Source organism: Arcticibacterium sp., assembly GCF_055134445.1.
In genome coordinates this window covers 12,863-31,287 of sequence record NZ_JBSRVI010000176.1, presented here as the reverse complement: position 1 = coordinate 31,287, position 18,425 = coordinate 12,863, and the positions used below count along the sequence as shown (strand labels likewise).

The 18,425-nt window shown below is 38.6% G+C and carries 13 protein-coding genes; 6 read left to right on the top strand and 7 right to left on the bottom strand.

All coding sequences use genetic code 11. The features are described from left to right. The 4 genes from ACTBZY_RS23300 to ACTBZY_RS23285 form a co-directional block, all read right to left on the bottom strand. Nucleotides 1-1,173, bottom strand: a complete 1,173-nt coding sequence (locus ACTBZY_RS23300) for a putative sugar nucleotidyl transferase (protein ID WP_463048804.1) — start codon at nucleotides 1,171-1,173, stop codon at nucleotides 1-3. 64 nt (nucleotides 1,174-1,237) lie between these two features. Then, nucleotides 1,238-2,830, bottom strand: coding sequence for a S8 family peptidase (locus ACTBZY_RS23295; RefSeq protein WP_463048803.1), 1,593 nt, complete (start codon nucleotides 2,828-2,830; stop codon nucleotides 1,238-1,240). 202 nt (nucleotides 2,831-3,032) lie between these two features. After that, a complete protein-coding gene (locus tag ACTBZY_RS23290; RefSeq protein WP_463048802.1) occupies nucleotides 3,033-4,421 on the bottom strand; it encodes a DUF937 domain-containing protein in 1,389 nt (462 codons plus the stop codon). 105 nt (nucleotides 4,422-4,526) lie between these two features. Next, nucleotides 4,527-5,600: a M20 family metallo-hydrolase gene (locus ACTBZY_RS23285; protein WP_463048801.1), complete on the bottom strand. Its 1,074-nt coding sequence runs from the start codon at nucleotides 5,598-5,600 to the stop codon at nucleotides 4,527-4,529. 64 nt (nucleotides 5,601-5,664) lie between these two features. Between ACTBZY_RS23285 and ACTBZY_RS23280 the strand changes: the two genes are divergently transcribed. After that, the gene (locus ACTBZY_RS23280; protein WP_463048800.1) at nucleotides 5,665-6,072 is read left to right on the top strand and encodes a hypothetical protein; all 408 of its coding nucleotides are present in this window, start codon (nucleotides 5,665-5,667) and stop codon (nucleotides 6,070-6,072) included. Here ACTBZY_RS23280 and argB read toward each other — a convergent pair. The 3 genes from argB to ACTBZY_RS23265 form a co-directional block, all read right to left on the bottom strand. Next, nucleotides 6,069-6,851: an acetylglutamate kinase gene (gene argB, locus ACTBZY_RS23275; RefSeq protein WP_463048799.1), complete on the bottom strand. Its 783-nt coding sequence runs from the start codon at nucleotides 6,849-6,851 to the stop codon at nucleotides 6,069-6,071. The two genes, ACTBZY_RS23280 and argB, sit on opposite strands and share 4 nt — an antisense overlap. Nucleotides 6,852-6,853: 2 nt before the next feature. Then, nucleotides 6,854-8,494 (bottom strand): adenine deaminase, encoded by a 1,641-nt coding sequence (gene ade, locus ACTBZY_RS23270; RefSeq protein ID WP_463048798.1) that lies wholly within the window; start codon nucleotides 8,492-8,494, stop codon nucleotides 6,854-6,856. A gap of 178 nt (nucleotides 8,495-8,672) precedes the next feature. Beyond that, entirely contained in the window at nucleotides 8,673-10,952 is a 2,280-nt protein-coding gene (locus ACTBZY_RS23265) for a RecQ family ATP-dependent DNA helicase (protein WP_463048797.1), read from the bottom strand. A 185-nt stretch (nucleotides 10,953-11,137) separates the two neighbouring features. On the opposite strand from ACTBZY_RS23265, the gene ACTBZY_RS23260 reads away from it, so the two are divergent. From ACTBZY_RS23260 to ACTBZY_RS23240, 5 genes are all read left to right on the top strand, one after another. Further along, complete coding sequence (locus ACTBZY_RS23260; protein WP_463048796.1) at nucleotides 11,138-12,112, top strand: KpsF/GutQ family sugar-phosphate isomerase; 975 nt, start codon at nucleotides 11,138-11,140, stop codon at nucleotides 12,110-12,112. A gap of 56 nt (nucleotides 12,113-12,168) precedes the next feature. After that, nucleotides 12,169-13,761, top strand: a complete 1,593-nt coding sequence (gene nadB / locus ACTBZY_RS23255) for an L-aspartate oxidase (protein WP_463048795.1) — start codon at nucleotides 12,169-12,171, stop codon at nucleotides 13,759-13,761. Between the two features lie 149 nt (nucleotides 13,762-13,910). Beyond that, nucleotides 13,911-14,501, top strand: a complete 591-nt coding sequence (locus ACTBZY_RS23250) for a HupE/UreJ family protein (RefSeq protein WP_463048794.1) — start codon at nucleotides 13,911-13,913, stop codon at nucleotides 14,499-14,501. 333 nt (nucleotides 14,502-14,834) lie between these two features. Next, on the top strand, nucleotides 14,835-16,550 hold the full coding sequence (locus ACTBZY_RS23245) for an FAD-dependent oxidoreductase (protein WP_463048793.1): 1,716 nt from the start codon (nucleotides 14,835-14,837) through the stop codon (nucleotides 16,548-16,550). Nucleotides 16,551-16,694: 144 nt separating this feature from the next. Continuing rightward, nucleotides 16,695-18,413, top strand: coding sequence for a GMC oxidoreductase (locus ACTBZY_RS23240; RefSeq protein ID WP_463048792.1), 1,719 nt, complete (start codon nucleotides 16,695-16,697; stop codon nucleotides 18,411-18,413). Nucleotides 18,414-18,425: the final 12 nt, after the last annotated feature.

Here is an 18,425-nt window from a genome sequence, read left to right as displayed (position 1 = left end):
TTAAATTTCGGAAGGTTTGTTTTTCAAAATGTGTTTTAAAATTTTTTCATCTTCAGAAGAAAGTTTAATCCCCCTTCTTGCCATGGTGGCATTCATTACTTCTTTGGCTTTCTCGTATCTGTACTCAGAATAACCTTCTGCTTTCCCTCCCCAGGTAAAAGACGGGATGAATTTTTCTTGAAAACCAGAACCAAATACATTGGCACAAACACCTATTACCGTACCCGTATTAAACATAGTACCAATGCCAGCCTTGGTAAAATCTCCCATAAAAGTACCACAAAATAGCTCACCCGTTTCCACTATGGATTTCTTATCATAATTATAAAGTTTCACTTCTTTATAATCATTTTTAAGGTTAGAGTTATTGGTGTTGGCACCTAAATTACACCACTCTCCAATATAAGAATTGCCCAGAAAACCATCATGGGCCTTATTACTGAAACCATAGAAAATACTATTGCCTACCTCGCCTCCTACCCTACTCAATGGACCCAATGTAGTATTTGGCCTTATTTTAGCACCAAAAGCCACCATGCTATTTTCACACAATGCCACAGGACCTATCACTATAGCCCCCTCCTGTATTGTAGCATTCTTTCCTATATAAATAGGTCCGTTTTCAGCATTTAGAATACACGCTTTAAGGTCAGCTCCTTTTTCTACAAATATGTTTTCAGGAGCATATACTTTGGTATAGGGATCCTTTATTTTCTCCGATTTCCTGTTTTTAGTAACTAAAGTGAAGTCGTGGGTTATCTCAGATTTATTTTTAATAAAAAGATCTGGCAAGCTCCTAATCACGCTTACGTCTTTAGGCTTTATCTTCTTCACCCTATCTGTATCAAAATCCCCAAATCTATCTGATGAATATGCCACTATTTCATCTTTAAATTTAATACACTCACCAAAAGACAGTTCTTTGATAAGTTTTACTAAACCAAAAGTTGGAAGAAAGGACGAGTTCAAATAAATATTTTCTTTAACCGCAAAGTATTCAAATTTCTTTTGCAGATATTTTTCTGTTAAAAAGGAGACTTTGGCTTCAAAAATCTTTTCCCACTTTTCGTTAATGGTCAAAATTCCTAAACGGAGATTGCCAATGGGTCTAGTGAGCGTAAGTGGCTTTAGCTGATTACGGTATGTTGCGTCTTCAAAAAGTATAATGTTCATAGTCCGCAAAAATAAAGCCTCATTGGCATAGCACCAATGAGGCTTCACATTAAATTATTTTAAACTATTGTTGTGATGTCATTTCAATCGCCATTTTTACAGCCTCATAAGCGTTAACAACACCACCCGTTTTACTCAAAGTACTAAAAAGCCCTATACCCGATTCGCCAGGAAGGACTATCTTTTTATCTCCCAATTTAATGGAAGAGTCTAGTATAATTTGTTTTAACTGAACCGCGGTTAAAGAAGGGAAATAAGACTTTAATAAGGCTGCCACTCCGGCTACTGCAGGAGCCGCCATACTGGTACCTTGTTTTTCAGCATACTTAGAGTTCGGCTCTGTACTATAAATAGCAACGCCAGGAGCAAAAACATCTACATTATTTTTACCGTAATTGCTGAAGTCTGCCACCAACTTAGGAGCATCTTCATAAGACGAAGCACCCACACCTATCCAGTTTGATGCGACACCACCATTTTTGTAGTATTTAGTGGGGTAATGAATATTGACATCTATATCCGAATTATCATTCCCAGCAGCAGAAATCAAAAGAACCCCTTTAGATTCCGCATATTTAATGGCATCGTCCACCCACTCCTTCTCAGGGGAATAAGGTTTTCCGAAACTCATGTTAATTATTTGAGCTCCATTATCTACCGCATATCTGATACCATTGGCCACATCCTTGTCTCTTTCATCTCCGCCAGGCACAGCTCTTACCACCATTATTCTAACATCATTCGCCACTCCTTTTACACCTAAATCATTATTCCTGTTGGCTCCTATTATCCCTGAAACATGCGTACCGTGCATAGCTCTAGGGCCCACCACTTCACTATTGCCATATTTACCATATTCCAGTTTGTCTGGGTTATCTCCTACAATGGATCTGGCGTCAAACTCGGTATTATAATTATAGTTAAGCTGCTCTTTAAAATGATCTATCCCCTCTTGAATACCAGCGGCATTTGCACCCATCTCATTCATTCTTAGCCAATATTGCTTTGCTTGGCGAACTCTTAAATCTACATCTGCCTCATTTATTCCTTCTACTTGACTTTTGGTGACGGTTTCCGTACCGAGAGCATCAGAAAGAATTTCTTCCGTAATGGCAAAGTTCTCTTTTAAGCCCTCATACATAGGAAGATATTGCTCAGCTTCCTTCCTTTTCTCGTCTATCTCGGATTTTATTTTCTTAAAAGTGTTGTATTCTTCTCTATATTTTTTCAGCAAGCGTTTTTTGGGGTTTTCACCAAAGAGCTTACTGTATTTTACATACAATCTAGCGGACTCCAACTGCTCTTGAAGCACGTCTTGACCATCTGCTCCACCAATAAAATCCCATCCATTGATATCATCAATGAATCCATTATTGTCATCATCCTTTCCGTTGTTTGGGATTTCGCCTTCGTTGACCCAAATTCTATCTTTGAGATCCTCGTGAGCTATATCCACTCCTGAGTCTACTACCCCTACAATAACCGTTTTGGAAGTTCTACCTTTCAAAAGCTCTTCATAGGCTTTCTCTACACTCATACCCCTTACCCCATCTTTCTCAAAATCGAGATTAAACCAGTTTGCTTTCGTTGTCAGATCCTGAGCGAACGCTCCAATAGAAAGCAAAAGCCCCATAAAGGCTAAAAAAGACTTCCTCATTCCGTATTTTAGTTTGTTTATTTAACGAGTTGCGAATTACGGAATAAACCATTAAGAATAAAAAATATTGCTTATATCCAATAAAATAAAAGGACTATATAACTCCATAGACGTTGCAAATCTGTGGTAAAATCATGCTAATAAGCTAAAGAAGCTCTCGATTTTCATCGAGAGCTTCTGTTAATTTTATTGAAATGTATCCTTATTTTATTTTTACCACGACAGGCCCATCTCCTTTTCTAGTACCTGATAGCACTTCTATCCTAGAAGCACTTATGCCGAGTTCATATAAAGCCCCCTGAACACCATATGCTCTATCTTCTGCCGTTCTGGAAGAAGAGCTGGTTCCTGCCACTTGAATTTTGGCTTCCGGATTTTCTTTTAAATATTTTACCACATCGGTAAGAGCACCTTTACTAAGCACTTCTGCACCGTTATTTCTGAAACTTAGGCCATTGATACCTACAAAAGAATTACGGGAATTAAGTTTTACAGACATAGGTCTGGTGTCGGTCACCACGCTTTCTTCGCGTACTGCTTGCTCCTGAACAGGAGTCCTTGAAACGACATTTTCTTTTGGCGAAACCGCAGATGGCTTTGGGGCTTCTCTTTTCTCTACCACCGTAGGTTGTGGTATACTTTCCGTTTTAACTGTAGCGGCAGATGCCTGCTCATTAGGACTTTGGGTGGCGTCTGCGTTGATACCTTCATTTTTTGATGAACCAAAAGCATCAGCATTATCAGCGTTAGAATTTTCGGTAGAATTAAGATTATCGAAGATATCGCTCTCTGTCTTATAAAAAGCAGAGTCTTTAAGACTTAGTACTTGCTCATTTTCTGAATCAGATAAATATCTATCTTTTAAAGAATAGTAAATAGCCGCTAAACCCAAAACCGCTAGAAATATCCAAGCTACCCAGTTGAAAGAACTATCAGAATTTTCATCTCTAATTTCTTTGTCTTTGGATCTTCCTCTTTTTTTCCTCACCCTCACTCTTGCAGTTTCTTCTTTAACCTCAGCTTGCGGAAGATTAATAATTGGTGCTGTAACCACCGGGGCCGTAAACCCTAAGCTGTTCATCATAACTTTGGATGTTTCAGGATCTAAGCTCAAAGGCTCTTGTAGCAATTTAGCATTAAAGCCTGAGGCATTAAGTTCTTCCACCTTTATGTGTTTCCCTAGAACCCCTAATATTAAAGGAGCCGATAAACTCAATAAAGAAGATGCAGAAGTCTTGCTAATAGAACCTAACTCAGCAATTTTATCAGTTAAAACTCCAGATCCGCTATTAAAGAAGTGATTATTAATATTTTTACCAATCGTGATCAATAACTGAACCTTATCAGGATTGCTGAAAAGCCTTGGCAAATCATCTGTAAGGTCACCAGAGTGCCCACCATCATTGATTACTTTTAAAATTCTTGTGGCATCTCCATCCTTTAGAGCAATCTCTTTCAAACCGCCCAGCATAGCATTTAGAGACAGTCCCAAAGAACGATTAACAGCCTCCGTGGATTCCCCAAGAAACTTGCTAATCTTATCTTCTTCTACTCCGCCAATCCTTGATTTTAAGCTACTTATAATTTCCATTATACTATTAAAGTTCTTATACTTTGTTTATCGCCACATAGTTACATTCTATAGAAAAACAATAATTATGCCTAAAACAATATACCAACTCAATATTAAATTTACTTAAAGTACTTTATTTAGTTCTTCTAAAAGCTGGCAATACTTATCTACGCCCTGTCTTATTTCCGTCAACCTTATAAATTCGTCTGCTGAGTGAGATCTAGCAGAATCTCCTGGACCTAATTTCACCGTTTCAAAAGGCATTAAGGCCTGATCTGAAAGGGTGGGTGACCCATACATTTTATAATTAAGCCTTTTTGCCACCTGAATTAAAGGATGATTAAGAGCTATTCCTGAAGAATTTAATCTTACCGATCTAGGCTTCACCTCGCACTGAACATTATCCTTAATAATATCCAACGTTTCGTGTAAAGTATAGGCATCCGTAACCCTCACGTCTACTGTAAACTTGCATTCATCAGGCACCACGTTATGCTGGGTTCCAGCATTAATTATCGTAAGCGACATTTTCATTTCTCCAAGGGTTTCAGATATTTTAGCGAATTTATAATTCTTAAACCAAAGCATATCTTCCATGGCTTTATAGATCGCATTCACGCCTTCTTCCCTTGCTGCATGCCCTGGTATTCCTACACTAAGGCAATCCAAAACCATCAAACCTTTCTCAGCCACAGATAAATCTAAACTGGTGGGCTCTCCCACAATACCAAACGAAATCTCAGGCAATTTTGGAAGCAATGCTTCTATACCATCCTTCCCAGAAATCTCTTCTTCAGCAGATGCTGCCAACAGCAGATTAAAATGTAAATCAGATCTATGATAAAAATACTCAAAAGTAGCCATCAATGAAACCAAAGGCCCTCCAGCATCATTACTGCCTAAACCATACAATATATCCTCTTCTAGATCAGGAGAAAAAGGGTCTCTGGTATAAGATGCGTTTGGCTTTACGGTGTCATGATGACTATTCAAAAGGATGGTTGGCTTTTCTTTATCAAAGAATTTATTCTTTGCCCAAACATTATTTAAATGTCTAGAAAAGGGAATGTTTCTTTCTCTAAAAAATTCCTCAATTAAATAAGCTGTATTTTCCTCCTCTCTACTTAAAGAAGGTGTCGCGATTAGTTTTTTGAGCAGTTCTATTGCTCCATCTGAAAAGGTATTATCAATTAGCATAAAACAAATGTAGGATGTTTCTAATTTCCAACCATCTTATTGAACCAGGAGTCCTATAAGTACTATGAAAAAGTTAACTTTTATGTTTTTTTTGATGTTTATTGTATGCCTTTTGGCATGCCAGACAGAAACGCCACAGCCAGAAGCTATTGAAGGGCTTTGGCAATGGGAAAGTGCTAGCGGAGGAATAGGAGGTGTTACCATCAAAGCCGATGAAAACAATCAAAAAACGATAAGCTTTGGTTCAAACGGAATGTTTCAAGAAGTAATTAACAACGAACTGAAATTTGAATCCAACTATATTATTGTAAAGGGTAAATCCATCACTTCTGTGGACTCCATTCCACTCATCAAATACACCAATGGAGCTAGGTTTAATCAATCTTTCATGATTAATGGAAACTCACTCCTACTTTTTGACGAAGTATACGACGGTTTCACGCATTCCTATGTAAGAATACTTTTAGACTAAGCTAAAATTTGAGTGCCCGTCTCTCCTCTTTCCACAGCTGCAAGAAGCTCATCTGCTTCGCAAATAATAACTTTCTTAACGCCTTTGTTTATAGCATCAAAAGCATTGTCTAATTTCGGAATCATACCCTCGTAAATTACGCCACTTTTCTTATACTCCTCATAAAGAGCTGGCTTTAAAACTCTTATGACAGAATTCTCATCTTCAGGATCAGAAAGGACACCTTTTTTCTCAAAACAATATATCAAATTCACAATCCTCTTTTCTGCCAAAGCCGTAGCAATTGCCGAAGCTTGCGTATCGGCATTCGTATTTAACATTCCATGTTCTTTATCAAAAGTTAATGGGGCAAAAACCGGTGTAACTTTCTGACCTAAAAGCGTATCTATAAAATTTGAATTTACGCTTTCAATGTCTCCAACAAAACCATAATCAACACTGTTTACCTCTCTTTTTTTAGCCGAAATAAGATTGGCATCTGCACCAGAGAGTCCAATGGCATTGCAGTCTTTAGATTGAAGAGATGCCACTATTTTTTTATTCACTAAGCCTCCATAAACCATGGTCACCACATCTCTCATAGGAGCATCGGTTATTCTCCTCCCTTCCACCATTTTGGTTTCAATACCTAAATCATTGGCTATTTTAGTGGCTATTTTACCACCACCATGTACCAAAACTTTATCGCCCTTGAGCTGAGCAAATGAGGAAAGAAACTTTTCTAGTTTGGCGTCATCATTGATAACATTGCCACCTATTTTAATAATATTTATTGGCATAATTAAGCTTCAAATAAATCTACAAATTCAAATTTTTGACCATTAAATAGTCCTTTATCAGAAAGTTTTAAAGATGGAATAACCAATAAAGCCATGAAAGATAATGACATGAAGGGAGCTTTCAATGTAGCACCCAAAACCTCTTTCGAAAACCTATCAATCTGCTGGTAGTCTTGGGCTACCTCCTCTGCACTTTTATGACTCATTAAACCCGCAATTGGTAGTGGCAAAATACCCATTTTCTCGGCAGAAACAGCAGAAATACCTCCACGCTCTCGTATCACCAGATTTACGGCGTCTGCTATGGCTGCATCATCTACTCCTACGGCAATAATATTATGTGAATCGTGGGCCACAGAAGATGCGATAGCCCCAGCTTTTAAGCCAAATCCATGAATAAATGCCACAGAAACCTTACTTTTCTGATATCTATTATAAACTACAAGTTTTAAAACATCTCCTTCCACATCGCATATCACTTCTTTCCCCTCTAGGGTTACATCCTTTTTAACAGAATCCGTAATAAGCTGACCATCATTTACTCTTATGACCCGAAGTCTTTTAGAAGGGTCTTTGCAGAACACTTTTAAATCTTCTTTATTCAGATTTTCAGCATTGAAATTATTGACAATTTTACTCTTTGTCTCAGGAAGATGACTTTTCCCATTCTCAGCTACTAAAGTACCGTTAAGATAGGTCTCCATAACATGAAAATCTCTTAAATTTCCTACCCGAATAAAATCTGCAGGATCACCTTCTAAAAGTAAACCGATAGGCAGCGAATAATGCTTGACAGGATTTAAAGATGCCATCCTTAAAACATCAAAAAGACCTACTCCAGCATCAATGGCTCTGGCTACTAAAGCATTTATATGGCTAGTCAAAAGTTCGTCCGGATGTTTATCATCAGAGCAAAACATCATTTGATGCGACCACTCTTTTGCTAAGGGAATCAAGGCTTCGAAATTCTTTGCTGCACTACCTTCTCTTATTAATATCTTAACCCCTAACTTAAGCTTTTCTTCGGCTTCTTCAAAAGTGAAACACTCGTGATCTGTACTAATACCATGACTAAAATACTGCAAGGCATCTTTACCCCTAACTGCGGGAGCATGGCCATCTATTGGTTTCCCCAACCTTTTGGCAATCTCCAGCTTTTTCAAAACTTCAGTGTCTTGAAAAATTACGCCTGGAAAATTCATCATTTCAGCCAAATAAGAAATTTCTGGCATATTAAGAAGCTCTTCAATACCTTCTGAATCTATGACTGCACCAGCAGTTTCAAAAGAGGTGGCTGGCACACAAGATGGAGCACCAAAAGCCACTTTAAATGGAGTTTGTTTAGCATCTTCCACCATGTACTTCACGCCATCAATACCTAAAACGTTGGCTATTTCATGGGGGTCAGAAACGGAACCTACTGTGCCATGGGTTACAGCCACCCTTCCAAATGAGGCAGGACTAAGCATAGAGCTTTCTATATGAACGTGGGCATCCACAAAGCCCGGTAAAAGATAGCTCTCTCCCTTCTTTTCCTCGCCAAAGTTCTTAATGGTAAAAATTCTCCCATCCTTAACTATTAGCTCTCCCCAGTAAATAGTGTTATCAAAAATATTGACAATGTTACCTTGTATTACCTCCATATATCCATTTTTAAAATGACAAATTTAGGAATTAAATGAACCGCCCAACAAACAAAAAGAGCTATTAGTCTTCATAAAAAAATGGCCTTTAGAAATTTACCCAAGGCAATTCGTCTTATAAAACGAAAGAGGCTATCCCACATTCATGAAATAGCCTCTCTTAAAATATAGCTGTGGCTTAGTTGGCCACTTCACTTAAAAACTTAACTCTAATCAGTCTAACGTCTTCTTCCGTTACTTCTTCTTCGTAATCTTCAAACTCCACCATAGCTTTATCTATGGCATCAGACTGTGAAGACATGAAATAATCATAAAGATCGTCTTGCTTATCCTCATCCATCTCTTCTTCCAGATAGTAATCTATATTAAGCTTGGTGCCTGAGTAGCAAATGTTTTCAATCTCCGTTAGCAGTTCATCAAAACTTATCTTCAGAGAGTCCGCTATTTCTGGCAAACTAACTTTTCTATCCACCTGCTGAATGATAACAATTTTGGCCTTTGATTTATTAACTGCAGATTTCACTACAAAATCCTGCGTCGTTTCTATGTCGTTTTCTTCAACATATTTGGCTATCATTTCAATAAAATCCTTACCAAATTTCTTAGCCTTACCCATTCCAACACCTTGAACCTGTGTAAGAGATTCCATATTAATAGGGTAAACACTGGCCATCTCTAATAAAGAAGGCTCTTGAAAAACAGCATAAGGAGGTATTCCGTGGGCTTTTCCTACCTTTTTACATAAGCTCTTAAGCATTTCCAGAAGAGCCTCATCTGCAGCACCACCGCCGCCACTTGGGCCAGAAGACTGAATACCGTCATCTCTACTACCTTCTGCAAGAGAAAGGTCGTGGTCGTCACGCATTTCTATTTCATGCGGTTTCTTTAAAAACGCCTTCCCGGTAGCAGAAACTTTTATGACGCCATAGTTTTCAATATCTTTTTCTATAATACCGTAAACCATTAACTGACGAAGCACTGAAACCCATCTGTCTGTAGGCCCAAATTTCTCTTTCTCCGTGTCGTCTTTACCGTTAGGTTTAAAAAAGTCTATTTTATCTCCTTTGAAATAATTTAAACCTGCACCATACTCTGCTAGTTTATGATGATCATGACTAACGATGTAATCATTTTTAGTGGTATTGGCAGTCAGTAAATCTGCAATGTGTTGCAAAGGAAACCTCTCTTCTGTTGCCAGAATAGCTTTAAGAGCTAAGGTAATCTCATCTTTCACTACAAAAGAACCTGTCTTGTGCTTACAGTTATCACAGAAACCACAGTCCTTGTCCATGTATTCGCCGAAATAGCCGAGAAGCTGACGTCTACGACAAACACCTAAAGTAGAATACGAAACTATTTCCATCAAAAGTGCTTTGGCGTTTTCACGCTCCATCACACTTTTATCTTTATTAAATTTCTCTAGTTTGAGAACATCATCATAAGCATAAAACATAAGGCAGGTTCCATCCAAACCATCTCTACCTGCTCTACCTGTTTCTTGATAATAACCTTCTAAAGATTTAGGGGCATCGTAATGAACCACAAAACGAACATCTGGTTTATCAATACCCATTCCGAATGCAATAGTGGCACAAACCACGTCACAATCTCCCTTCAAAAAGGCATCCTGGTTTTTAATCCTCACATCAGGATCCAAACCTGCATGATACGGAAGAGCTTTAACGCCGTTTACAGATAATAAACTCGCTATTTCCTCTACTTTCTTTCTGCTCAAACAATAAACAATCCCACCTTTCCCTTTGTATTGACTTACAAACTGGATTAGCTGTTTCTTAGGATTAATCTTTGGCCTAACTTCATAGTAAAGATTGGCTCTATTAAAAGACGTTTTGAATAAAGTAGAATCATCCATGTCAAGATTCTTCTTAATATCCATCTGAACCTTTGGCGTCGCGGTAGCCGTAAGGGCTATAATGGGCAAATTAACGTCAATGCTTTCAATAATGCTCCTGATTTTTCTGTACTCTGGTCTGAAGTCATGACCCCATTCAGAAATACAGTGAGCTTCATCTACAGCCACAAAAGACAATTTGGCCTGTTTAAGAAAAACAAGGTTATCTTCTTTTGTTAAAGATTCTGGAGCTATGTAAAGTAATTTACACTCTCCGCTGAGTACATCTTTCTTCACTCTGTTCATTTCTGACTTGTTGAGTGTAGAATTTAAAAATTGGGCATTGATCCCAAAGGCCACCATTTGGTCAACCTGATTTTTCATCAGGGCAATCAAAGGGCTAATTACAACTGCCGTACCGTCTAGCGTAATTGCGGGAAGCTGATAGCATAAGGATTTTCCTGCACCAGTTGGCATGATCACGAAAGTGTTTTGACCAGAAACCACACTGTGTATTATCTTATCTTGCTCTCCTCGAAATTTGTCGAAACCAAAGACATCTTTAAGATTTTGCTTTAGTTTGTTTTCTATTATTATATCAATCATGGTAAGTCACTAAGTACCTGCTCCTTACGTCCTATCAAAGGGCTTTAAAATTATGGTATCTAAATTTAGCCAAAAAAAATCACTTTACTTAGTACTTTTTAACTCAATTCACCTTAAGGGGCTTTAAATCTTATGCTGACAAAGATTTTATACTTTTGTCGAATAATTATTACTGAATTTTATAAGTGGATACGAAAATAAAGAAAAAAATAACCGACTTAGCCAAAAAAGTCATCACCGCTGAGTCAGAGGCAATAGATTCTTTGAAAAGTTCTATTAACGAAGACTTCATAAAAGCTATAAGCCTGATACTCAATTCTAAAGGAAAGGCTGTTTTAACGGGTCTTGGAAAGAGTGCGATAATTGCCCAGAAGATTTCTGCAACCTTTAATTCTACTGGGCAGAGAGCTGTCTTTATGCATGCCGTAGACGCACTTCATGGTGATCTTGGCATATTGGACAAAAACGATATAGTCATTTGTTTGTCTAAAAGTGGAAACAGTCCAGAAATAGTAAATTTACTTCCTTATATTAAACGGGTTAAATCTCCACTAATAGCCATTACTGGCAATGTAGACTCCGCCTTAGCCAAAGCTGCAGATTGCACTTTAAATGTATTTGTAGAAGTAGAGGCCGGCATAAATAACCTTGCTCCTACTTCTTCTACCACTACCGCTTTGGTAATGGGAGACGCCCTCGCAGTGTGTTTGATGGACATGAGAAATTTCGGCCAAGAGGACTTTGCTCAGTATCATCCTTCAGGAAATTTAGGAAAAATCATGCTCCTTAAAGTCTCAGACATTTATACAAAAAATGCAATTCCTGTGGTCAGGGAGAATGAGGGAATTAATGCCGTAATTCTGGAAATTACGTCAAAAAGACTAGGAGCTACTGCCGTTTTAAACGAGGAGGAAAACTTGGTAGGCATCATCACTGACGGTGATTTAAGACGTATGCTAAATGAGAATGCCGATTTCAGTGGATTAAAAGCAAAAGATATCATGGGTAAAACCCCAAAAACCATCAAAAAGGATGTTTTGGGCGTTGAAGCTCTAGGATACATGCGTAAAAACAGCATTACACAGCTCATCGTGGTGGACAACCAAAAGGTTTTAGGATTTATTCATTTACACGATTTACTTAGAGAGGGATTGGTATAATCAGTGGCATTATGGAAATTTCTTCTTTTTTTTGTTGAATAGTCTCAAACACTAATATGCGTCAAACAGATTTTTTAGTTATCGGTTCTGGTATAGCCGGTCTTAGTTTTGCTCTTAAAGCCGCCAAGGAAGGGAAGGTTTTAGTTTTAACCAAAGTAAACGCGGAAGAAACCAACACCAAATATGCCCAAGGAGGGATAGCTGCTGTTTTCAACCCAGAAGTAGATACGTATGAAAAACACATTAGCGACACGCTTATAGCTGGTGATGGGCTTTGTGACAGAAAGACGGTGGAAATTGTCATCAAGGAAGGCCCAGATAGAATCAGAGAATTGATAGAATACGGTGCCAATTTTGATAAAGACGAAGACGGCACTTATGATTTGACCAGAGAGGGCGGTCATTCAGAAAAAAGAATTCTCCATTATAAAGATATTACAGGCTGGGAAATAGAAAGAGCTCTTTTAGAAGAGGTCTCTAAAAACCCAAACATTGAAATCTTAACGCACTATTATGCCGTTGAGGTGATTACTCAGCATCATTTAGGCATTAAGATTACCAGAGAAACGGAAGACATTACGTGCTATGGTATATATGCTTTAGACGTAAACTCTGGAAAAGTAGAAAAGATTCTGTCGAAAATGACACTTATGGCCACAGGTGGTGCTGGGCATATTTATGCAGCCACTACTAATCCTGTGATAGCAACCGGAGATGGCATAGCGATGGTTTATAGAGCAAAGGGGAAAGTTAGAGACATGGAAATGATTCAGTTTCATCCAACTTCTCTTTACAACCCTGGCTCTTTCCCTAGCTTTTTAGTCACTGAAGCCGTAAGAGGTGAAGGCGGCGTCTTAAGAGATAAAAATGGTCGTGAGTTTATGTACGACTATGACGAAAGAGGCTCACTGGCTCCTAGAGATATTGTTGCTAGGAGTATAGATGCCGAAATGAAGAAGTCTGGTGAGGAGTTTGTTTATCTTGACATCACCCATAAGTCTAAGGAAATGATCCTTGATCATTTCCCTAATATCTATCAGAAATGTCTGACGGTAGGGGTAGATATGACCAAAGACTATATTCCTGTAACCCCCGCTGCCCACTACCTTTGTGGTGGTATTCTAGTAGATTATAATGGACAATCTAGCATCAGCAACCTTTTTGCCTGCGGAGAATGTTCCTCCTCAGGACTACACGGAGCCAATCGACTAGCATCTAACTCTCTTGTAGAAGCAGCAGTTTTTGGTAATAGAATAGCTCAAAAGGCCCTTGATAATATTGAAGGTATAGAATTTAATACTTCTATTCCTGACTGGGATGAGTTTGGTGCCGAGCAACCCAAAGAGGCCGTTCTAGTCACGCACAACCTTAGAGAGCTTCAAAGAATGATGTCTGATTATGTGGGAATTGTCCGTTCAGATTTTCGTTTAGAAAGAGCTATGAGAAGATTGCATTTATTGCAAGATGAAACGGAAGAGTTTTATAAGAAAACCAAGTTGTCTGTAAAACTTTGTGAACTTCGTAATCTTATTTTATGTGCCGAAATGGTCATAAAATGTGCTCAAAAAAGAAAAGAAAGTAGAGGCTTACATTACACCACTGACTACCCCTATAAACTTGGAGGGACCCCAGAGAATTCTGTTTTATAAATTAAATATTCTAGAGCAATACAGTAAAGAAAAATTAAACGCTTGAAGGGCTGTGGATAGCCTTTAAGATTTTGCTTAAAAAGACCTAGTAAATTGGCTTAATAGATGCCATTTTGTAACTTCAAGCCAATTTTATCTTAAAATATTGCATGCAAGAATTTCTCATTTACTTAAAACTTGGTTATCAGCACATAACCGACTTAAAAGGTTTCGATCACATCTTATTCATCGTTGCACTCTGTGCCATTTCTTCCTTAAAACAATGGAAAAGTGTACTTATATTGGTAACCGCCTTTACCTTAGGGCATTCCATGACTTTAGGTCTTTCTGCCACCGGTTTAGTAAAAGTAAATTCTGACCTGATAGAATTTTTAATACCTATAACTATTCTACTAACCTGTGTCGTTAACTTTTTCCATAAGTTCCAGAAAAGTATCTACGCTGAACCGCGAAAAAGAAAACTTGTAAGATACATCATTGCTACCGTTTTCGGATTAATCCACGGACTGGGCTTTTCCAATTACCTTAAAAGTTTATTGGGTGGAGAAAGCAGTATCATAAAACCACTTTTCGCCTTTAACTTAGGATTAGAATTTGGTCAAATCATCATTGTCCTTGCGGTGCTACTATTAAACTTCTTCATGATAACCATACTAGATTTAAGAAGAAAAACTTGGAACCTTATACTTAGTGGAATAATATTCGGAATGACACTTATGCTGATTATAAATGCCAACTAAGTCAAAAAGAATGGCATTGGACTTATTCTAAAAGACTTAAAGACTACCCTGTCCTGAAGGGCTTTTATAGATGTTTAAGAATGGATTGCCATATAAGTACCGTTAGTAAACCCCTTTACTAGAAACATAGCCTTACTAAAAAAAACAAAACTTTTAATTCGACGTTAAAAGCACTTGAGTAAAGACCGAAGACCTTCCTAATATGTCAATAAGGCTACATTATCGGAAGGTCTCTATAAAAGATATCTTTTTTCATATTCTTACGGTTTTTCTTTGTGGATTTTATTGATCAAATTAGCAAGCTCTTTACGTAATTAGAAAACCTATTAAATAATGTACATACAAGGAAAGGCCAAAGAAGCATTGACTTTTGACGCCATAGTGGTGGGATCTGGAATATCAGGAGGTTGGGCTGCCAAAGAATTGACCGAAAAAGGTCTTAAAGTGCTCATGATAGAACGCGGCAGACACATTGAGCACGTAAGTGGCTATGAAAATGCCATGAAAAACCCTTGGGACTTTGAATACAGAGGCCAACTTTCCAACAAAGAAAAAAAAGAATATTACTCAGGATCGAGAGCTGGCTTTGCCAATGCTCAAGACATACTTCCACATTTCGTAAAGGATGTAGATTATCCTTTTGCGGAGCGAAAAAGATTTGACTGGGTACGTGGATATCAAACGGGTGGCCGCTCCCTAACTTGGGGAAAGCAAAGCTACCGATGGAATAAAAGGGATTTTGAGGCTAATTTAGAAGATGGTCATGGCGTAGACTGGCCCATCAGATATGAAGATTTGGCTCCTTGGTATGATCATGTAGAACGTTTTGCGGGTATAAGTGGAAGTATGGAAGGGCTAGACGTATTGCCTGATGGTATATTCCAAACACCCATGGAACTCAACTGCGTAGAAAAAGAAGTCAAAAAAGGAATAGAATCAAATTTTAAAAACAGACACCTTTTTATTGGAAGAGCTGCACATTTGACAAACCCAACAGAAGAACAATTAGCTCTTGGACGTGGTACTTGTCAAAACAGAAACCTCTGTAAAAGAGGGTGCCCTTACGGTGCTTACTTCAGTACACAAGCTGCCACATTGCCTGCCGCCAAAAAAACAGAAAATCTTACGGTGGTCAATGATAAGATAGTTTATCAAACCATTTTTGACAAGGAAACCGATAAGGTTATTGGCGTAAAAGCCATTGATGAGAAGACCAATGAAGAAATAGAATATTTTGCCAAAATCATCTTCATCAATGCCTCAGCCATGAATTCAGCGTGGATAATGATGCAGTCGACCTCCTCAAAACATCCAAATGGACTGGGAAATGAAAGCGACCAATTAGGTCGTAATATTATGGACCATCACCTAAATGCAGGTGCAAGAGGTCACTATCCAGGTCATGAAGACAAATATTATTATGGCCGCAGGCCTAACGGTATATACATTCCGAGATTTGCCAATTGGGGGGATGACAAAAGAGAATTCTTAAGAGGTTTTGGCTATCAAGGTGGAGCCAGCCGAGCTCAAGGAGACCCAGGCCTAAACGATGCCAGTTTTGGTGCTGATTTCAAGGAAAAAATGAGCTTACCTGGACCTTGGTCATTTAGTATGAGAGGCTTTGGAGAAACCTTGCCAGACCCTAATAACAGAATAAGATTAGCTGACAAAAAAGACAAAAACGGGTTACCTCAAATTGAATTTGATGCGGCTTGGGGTCAAAACGAGCTCCAAATGAGAGAAACCATCATGAAAGAAGCCATAGATATGTTAGAAGCAGCTGGCTTAGAAGAAGTGGTAGGATATAATGAGATGGAGAAAAGTCCGGGAGTAGGAATACATGAAATGGGTACAGCCAGAATGGGTCGTGACCCAAAAACATCTGTATTAAACAAATGGAATCAAGTGTGGGGAGCAGAAAATGTATTTGTAACGGATGGAGCAGCCATGACATCTTCTTCCTGTGTAAACCCATCCCTAACTTATATGGCTTTAACAGCAAGAGCTGCGAATTATGCCGCCGAACAATTTAAACTAGGCAATCTATAATTATTCCGCCTCATTGATATAATAACCTATAAACATGTCATGTTTTGAATAAACACTAAGGACATTAGCTCTTGATTTTCAAGAGCTATCCTACAAACCTTTTCATTCACCCGTATTTAATAAAAAACATATTCTACCCATAGCATGTATATACAAGGAAAAGCTAAAGAAAACGTAACTTTTGACGCCATTGTAGTAGGCTCAGGAGTATCTGGAGGATGGGCAGCCAAGGAATTGACAGAAAAAGGCCTCAAAGTACTCATGATAGAACGGGGCAGACATATTGAGCATGTTACTGGTTATGAAAATGCCATGAAGGACCCTTGGGATTTCCCACATAGAGGTCAATTAACGAATAAGGAAAAAGAGGAATATTACGCTGGAGCTAGAGCGGGCTTTGCCAATGCTGAAGATATACTTCCACATTTTGTAAAAGACGTAGATTACCCGTTTGCTGAAAAAAGAAGGTTTGACTGGGTAAGAGGATACCAAACTGGCGGCAGATCTTTAACTTGGGGTAAACAAAGCTACAGATGGAATAAAAGAGATTTTGAGGCTAACTTAGAAGATGGACATGGCGTAGACTGGCCCATAAGGTATGAAGATTTGGCACCATGGTATGATTATGTAGAGCGTTTTGCGGGAGTTAGTGGCAGCAGAGAAGGTTTAGATGTTCTTCCAGATGGCATTTTCCAAACGCCCATGGAGCTCAACTGCGTAGAAAAAGAAGTTAAAAAAGGGATAGAGTCTAACTTTAAAAACAGACACCTTTTTATAGGCAGAGCCGCACATTTGACCAATCCAACAGAAGAACAATTAGCTCTAGGTCGTGGTACTTGCCAAAACAGAAACCTATGTCAAAGAGGCTGTCCTTATGGTGCTTATTTCAGTACCCAATCGGCCACTTTACCTGCAGCTAAGAGAACCGAAAACCTTACTGTAATCAACAACAAAATAGTTTACCAAACCATTTTCGACAAGGAGACAGATAAAGTTATTGGCGTAAAAGCCATTGATGAAAAAACAAATGAAGAGGTCGAGTATTTTGCCAAAATCATTTTCCTAAATGCCTCTGCCATGAATTCTGCTTGGATAATGATGCAGTCTAAATCTTCCAAACATGTCAATGGTTTAGGAAATGATAGCGACCAATTAGGCCGAAACATAATGGACCACCATTTGGCTGTAGGAGCTACTGGAAGGTTTGAAGGCATGGAAGACCGTTACTATTATGGACGTAGACCAAATGGCATATATATTCCAAGATTTGCCAACTGGGGTAACGACAAAAGAGAATTTCTTAGAGGCTTTGGCTTCCAAGGGCAAGCAACGCGAGGAAAAGGGCAATACCCAGAAAATGCTGCCACATTTGGAGCTGCGTTTAAGGACAACATGAGCCTACCAGGATCTTGGAATGTCAGTTTATGGGGATTTGGAGAGACACTTCCTGACCCAAATAATCGCATGACAATTTCAGATAAAAAAGACAAAAACGGTTTGCCGCAAATTGAATTTGATGCCGGGTGGGGTAAAAACGAAATCCTTATGCGTGAAACCATCATGAAAGAGGCAGTAGATATGTTAGAAGCCGCAGGACTAAAGGATGTGGTAGGAAACAATGACAAAGAAAAAAGCCCAGGTGTAGGAATCCATGAAATGGGTACTGCAAGAATGGGAAGAGATCCTAAAACTTCGGTACTCAACAAATGGAATCAGGTGTGGGGTGCGGAGAACGTTTTTGTAACAGATGGAGCAGCCATGACTTCATCTTCCTGTGTAAACCCATCTTTAACTTATATGGCTTTGACGGCTAGGGCCGCCAATTATGCCGCTGAACAATTTAAACTAGGTAAGCTCTCGTGATTAATAAAGGAC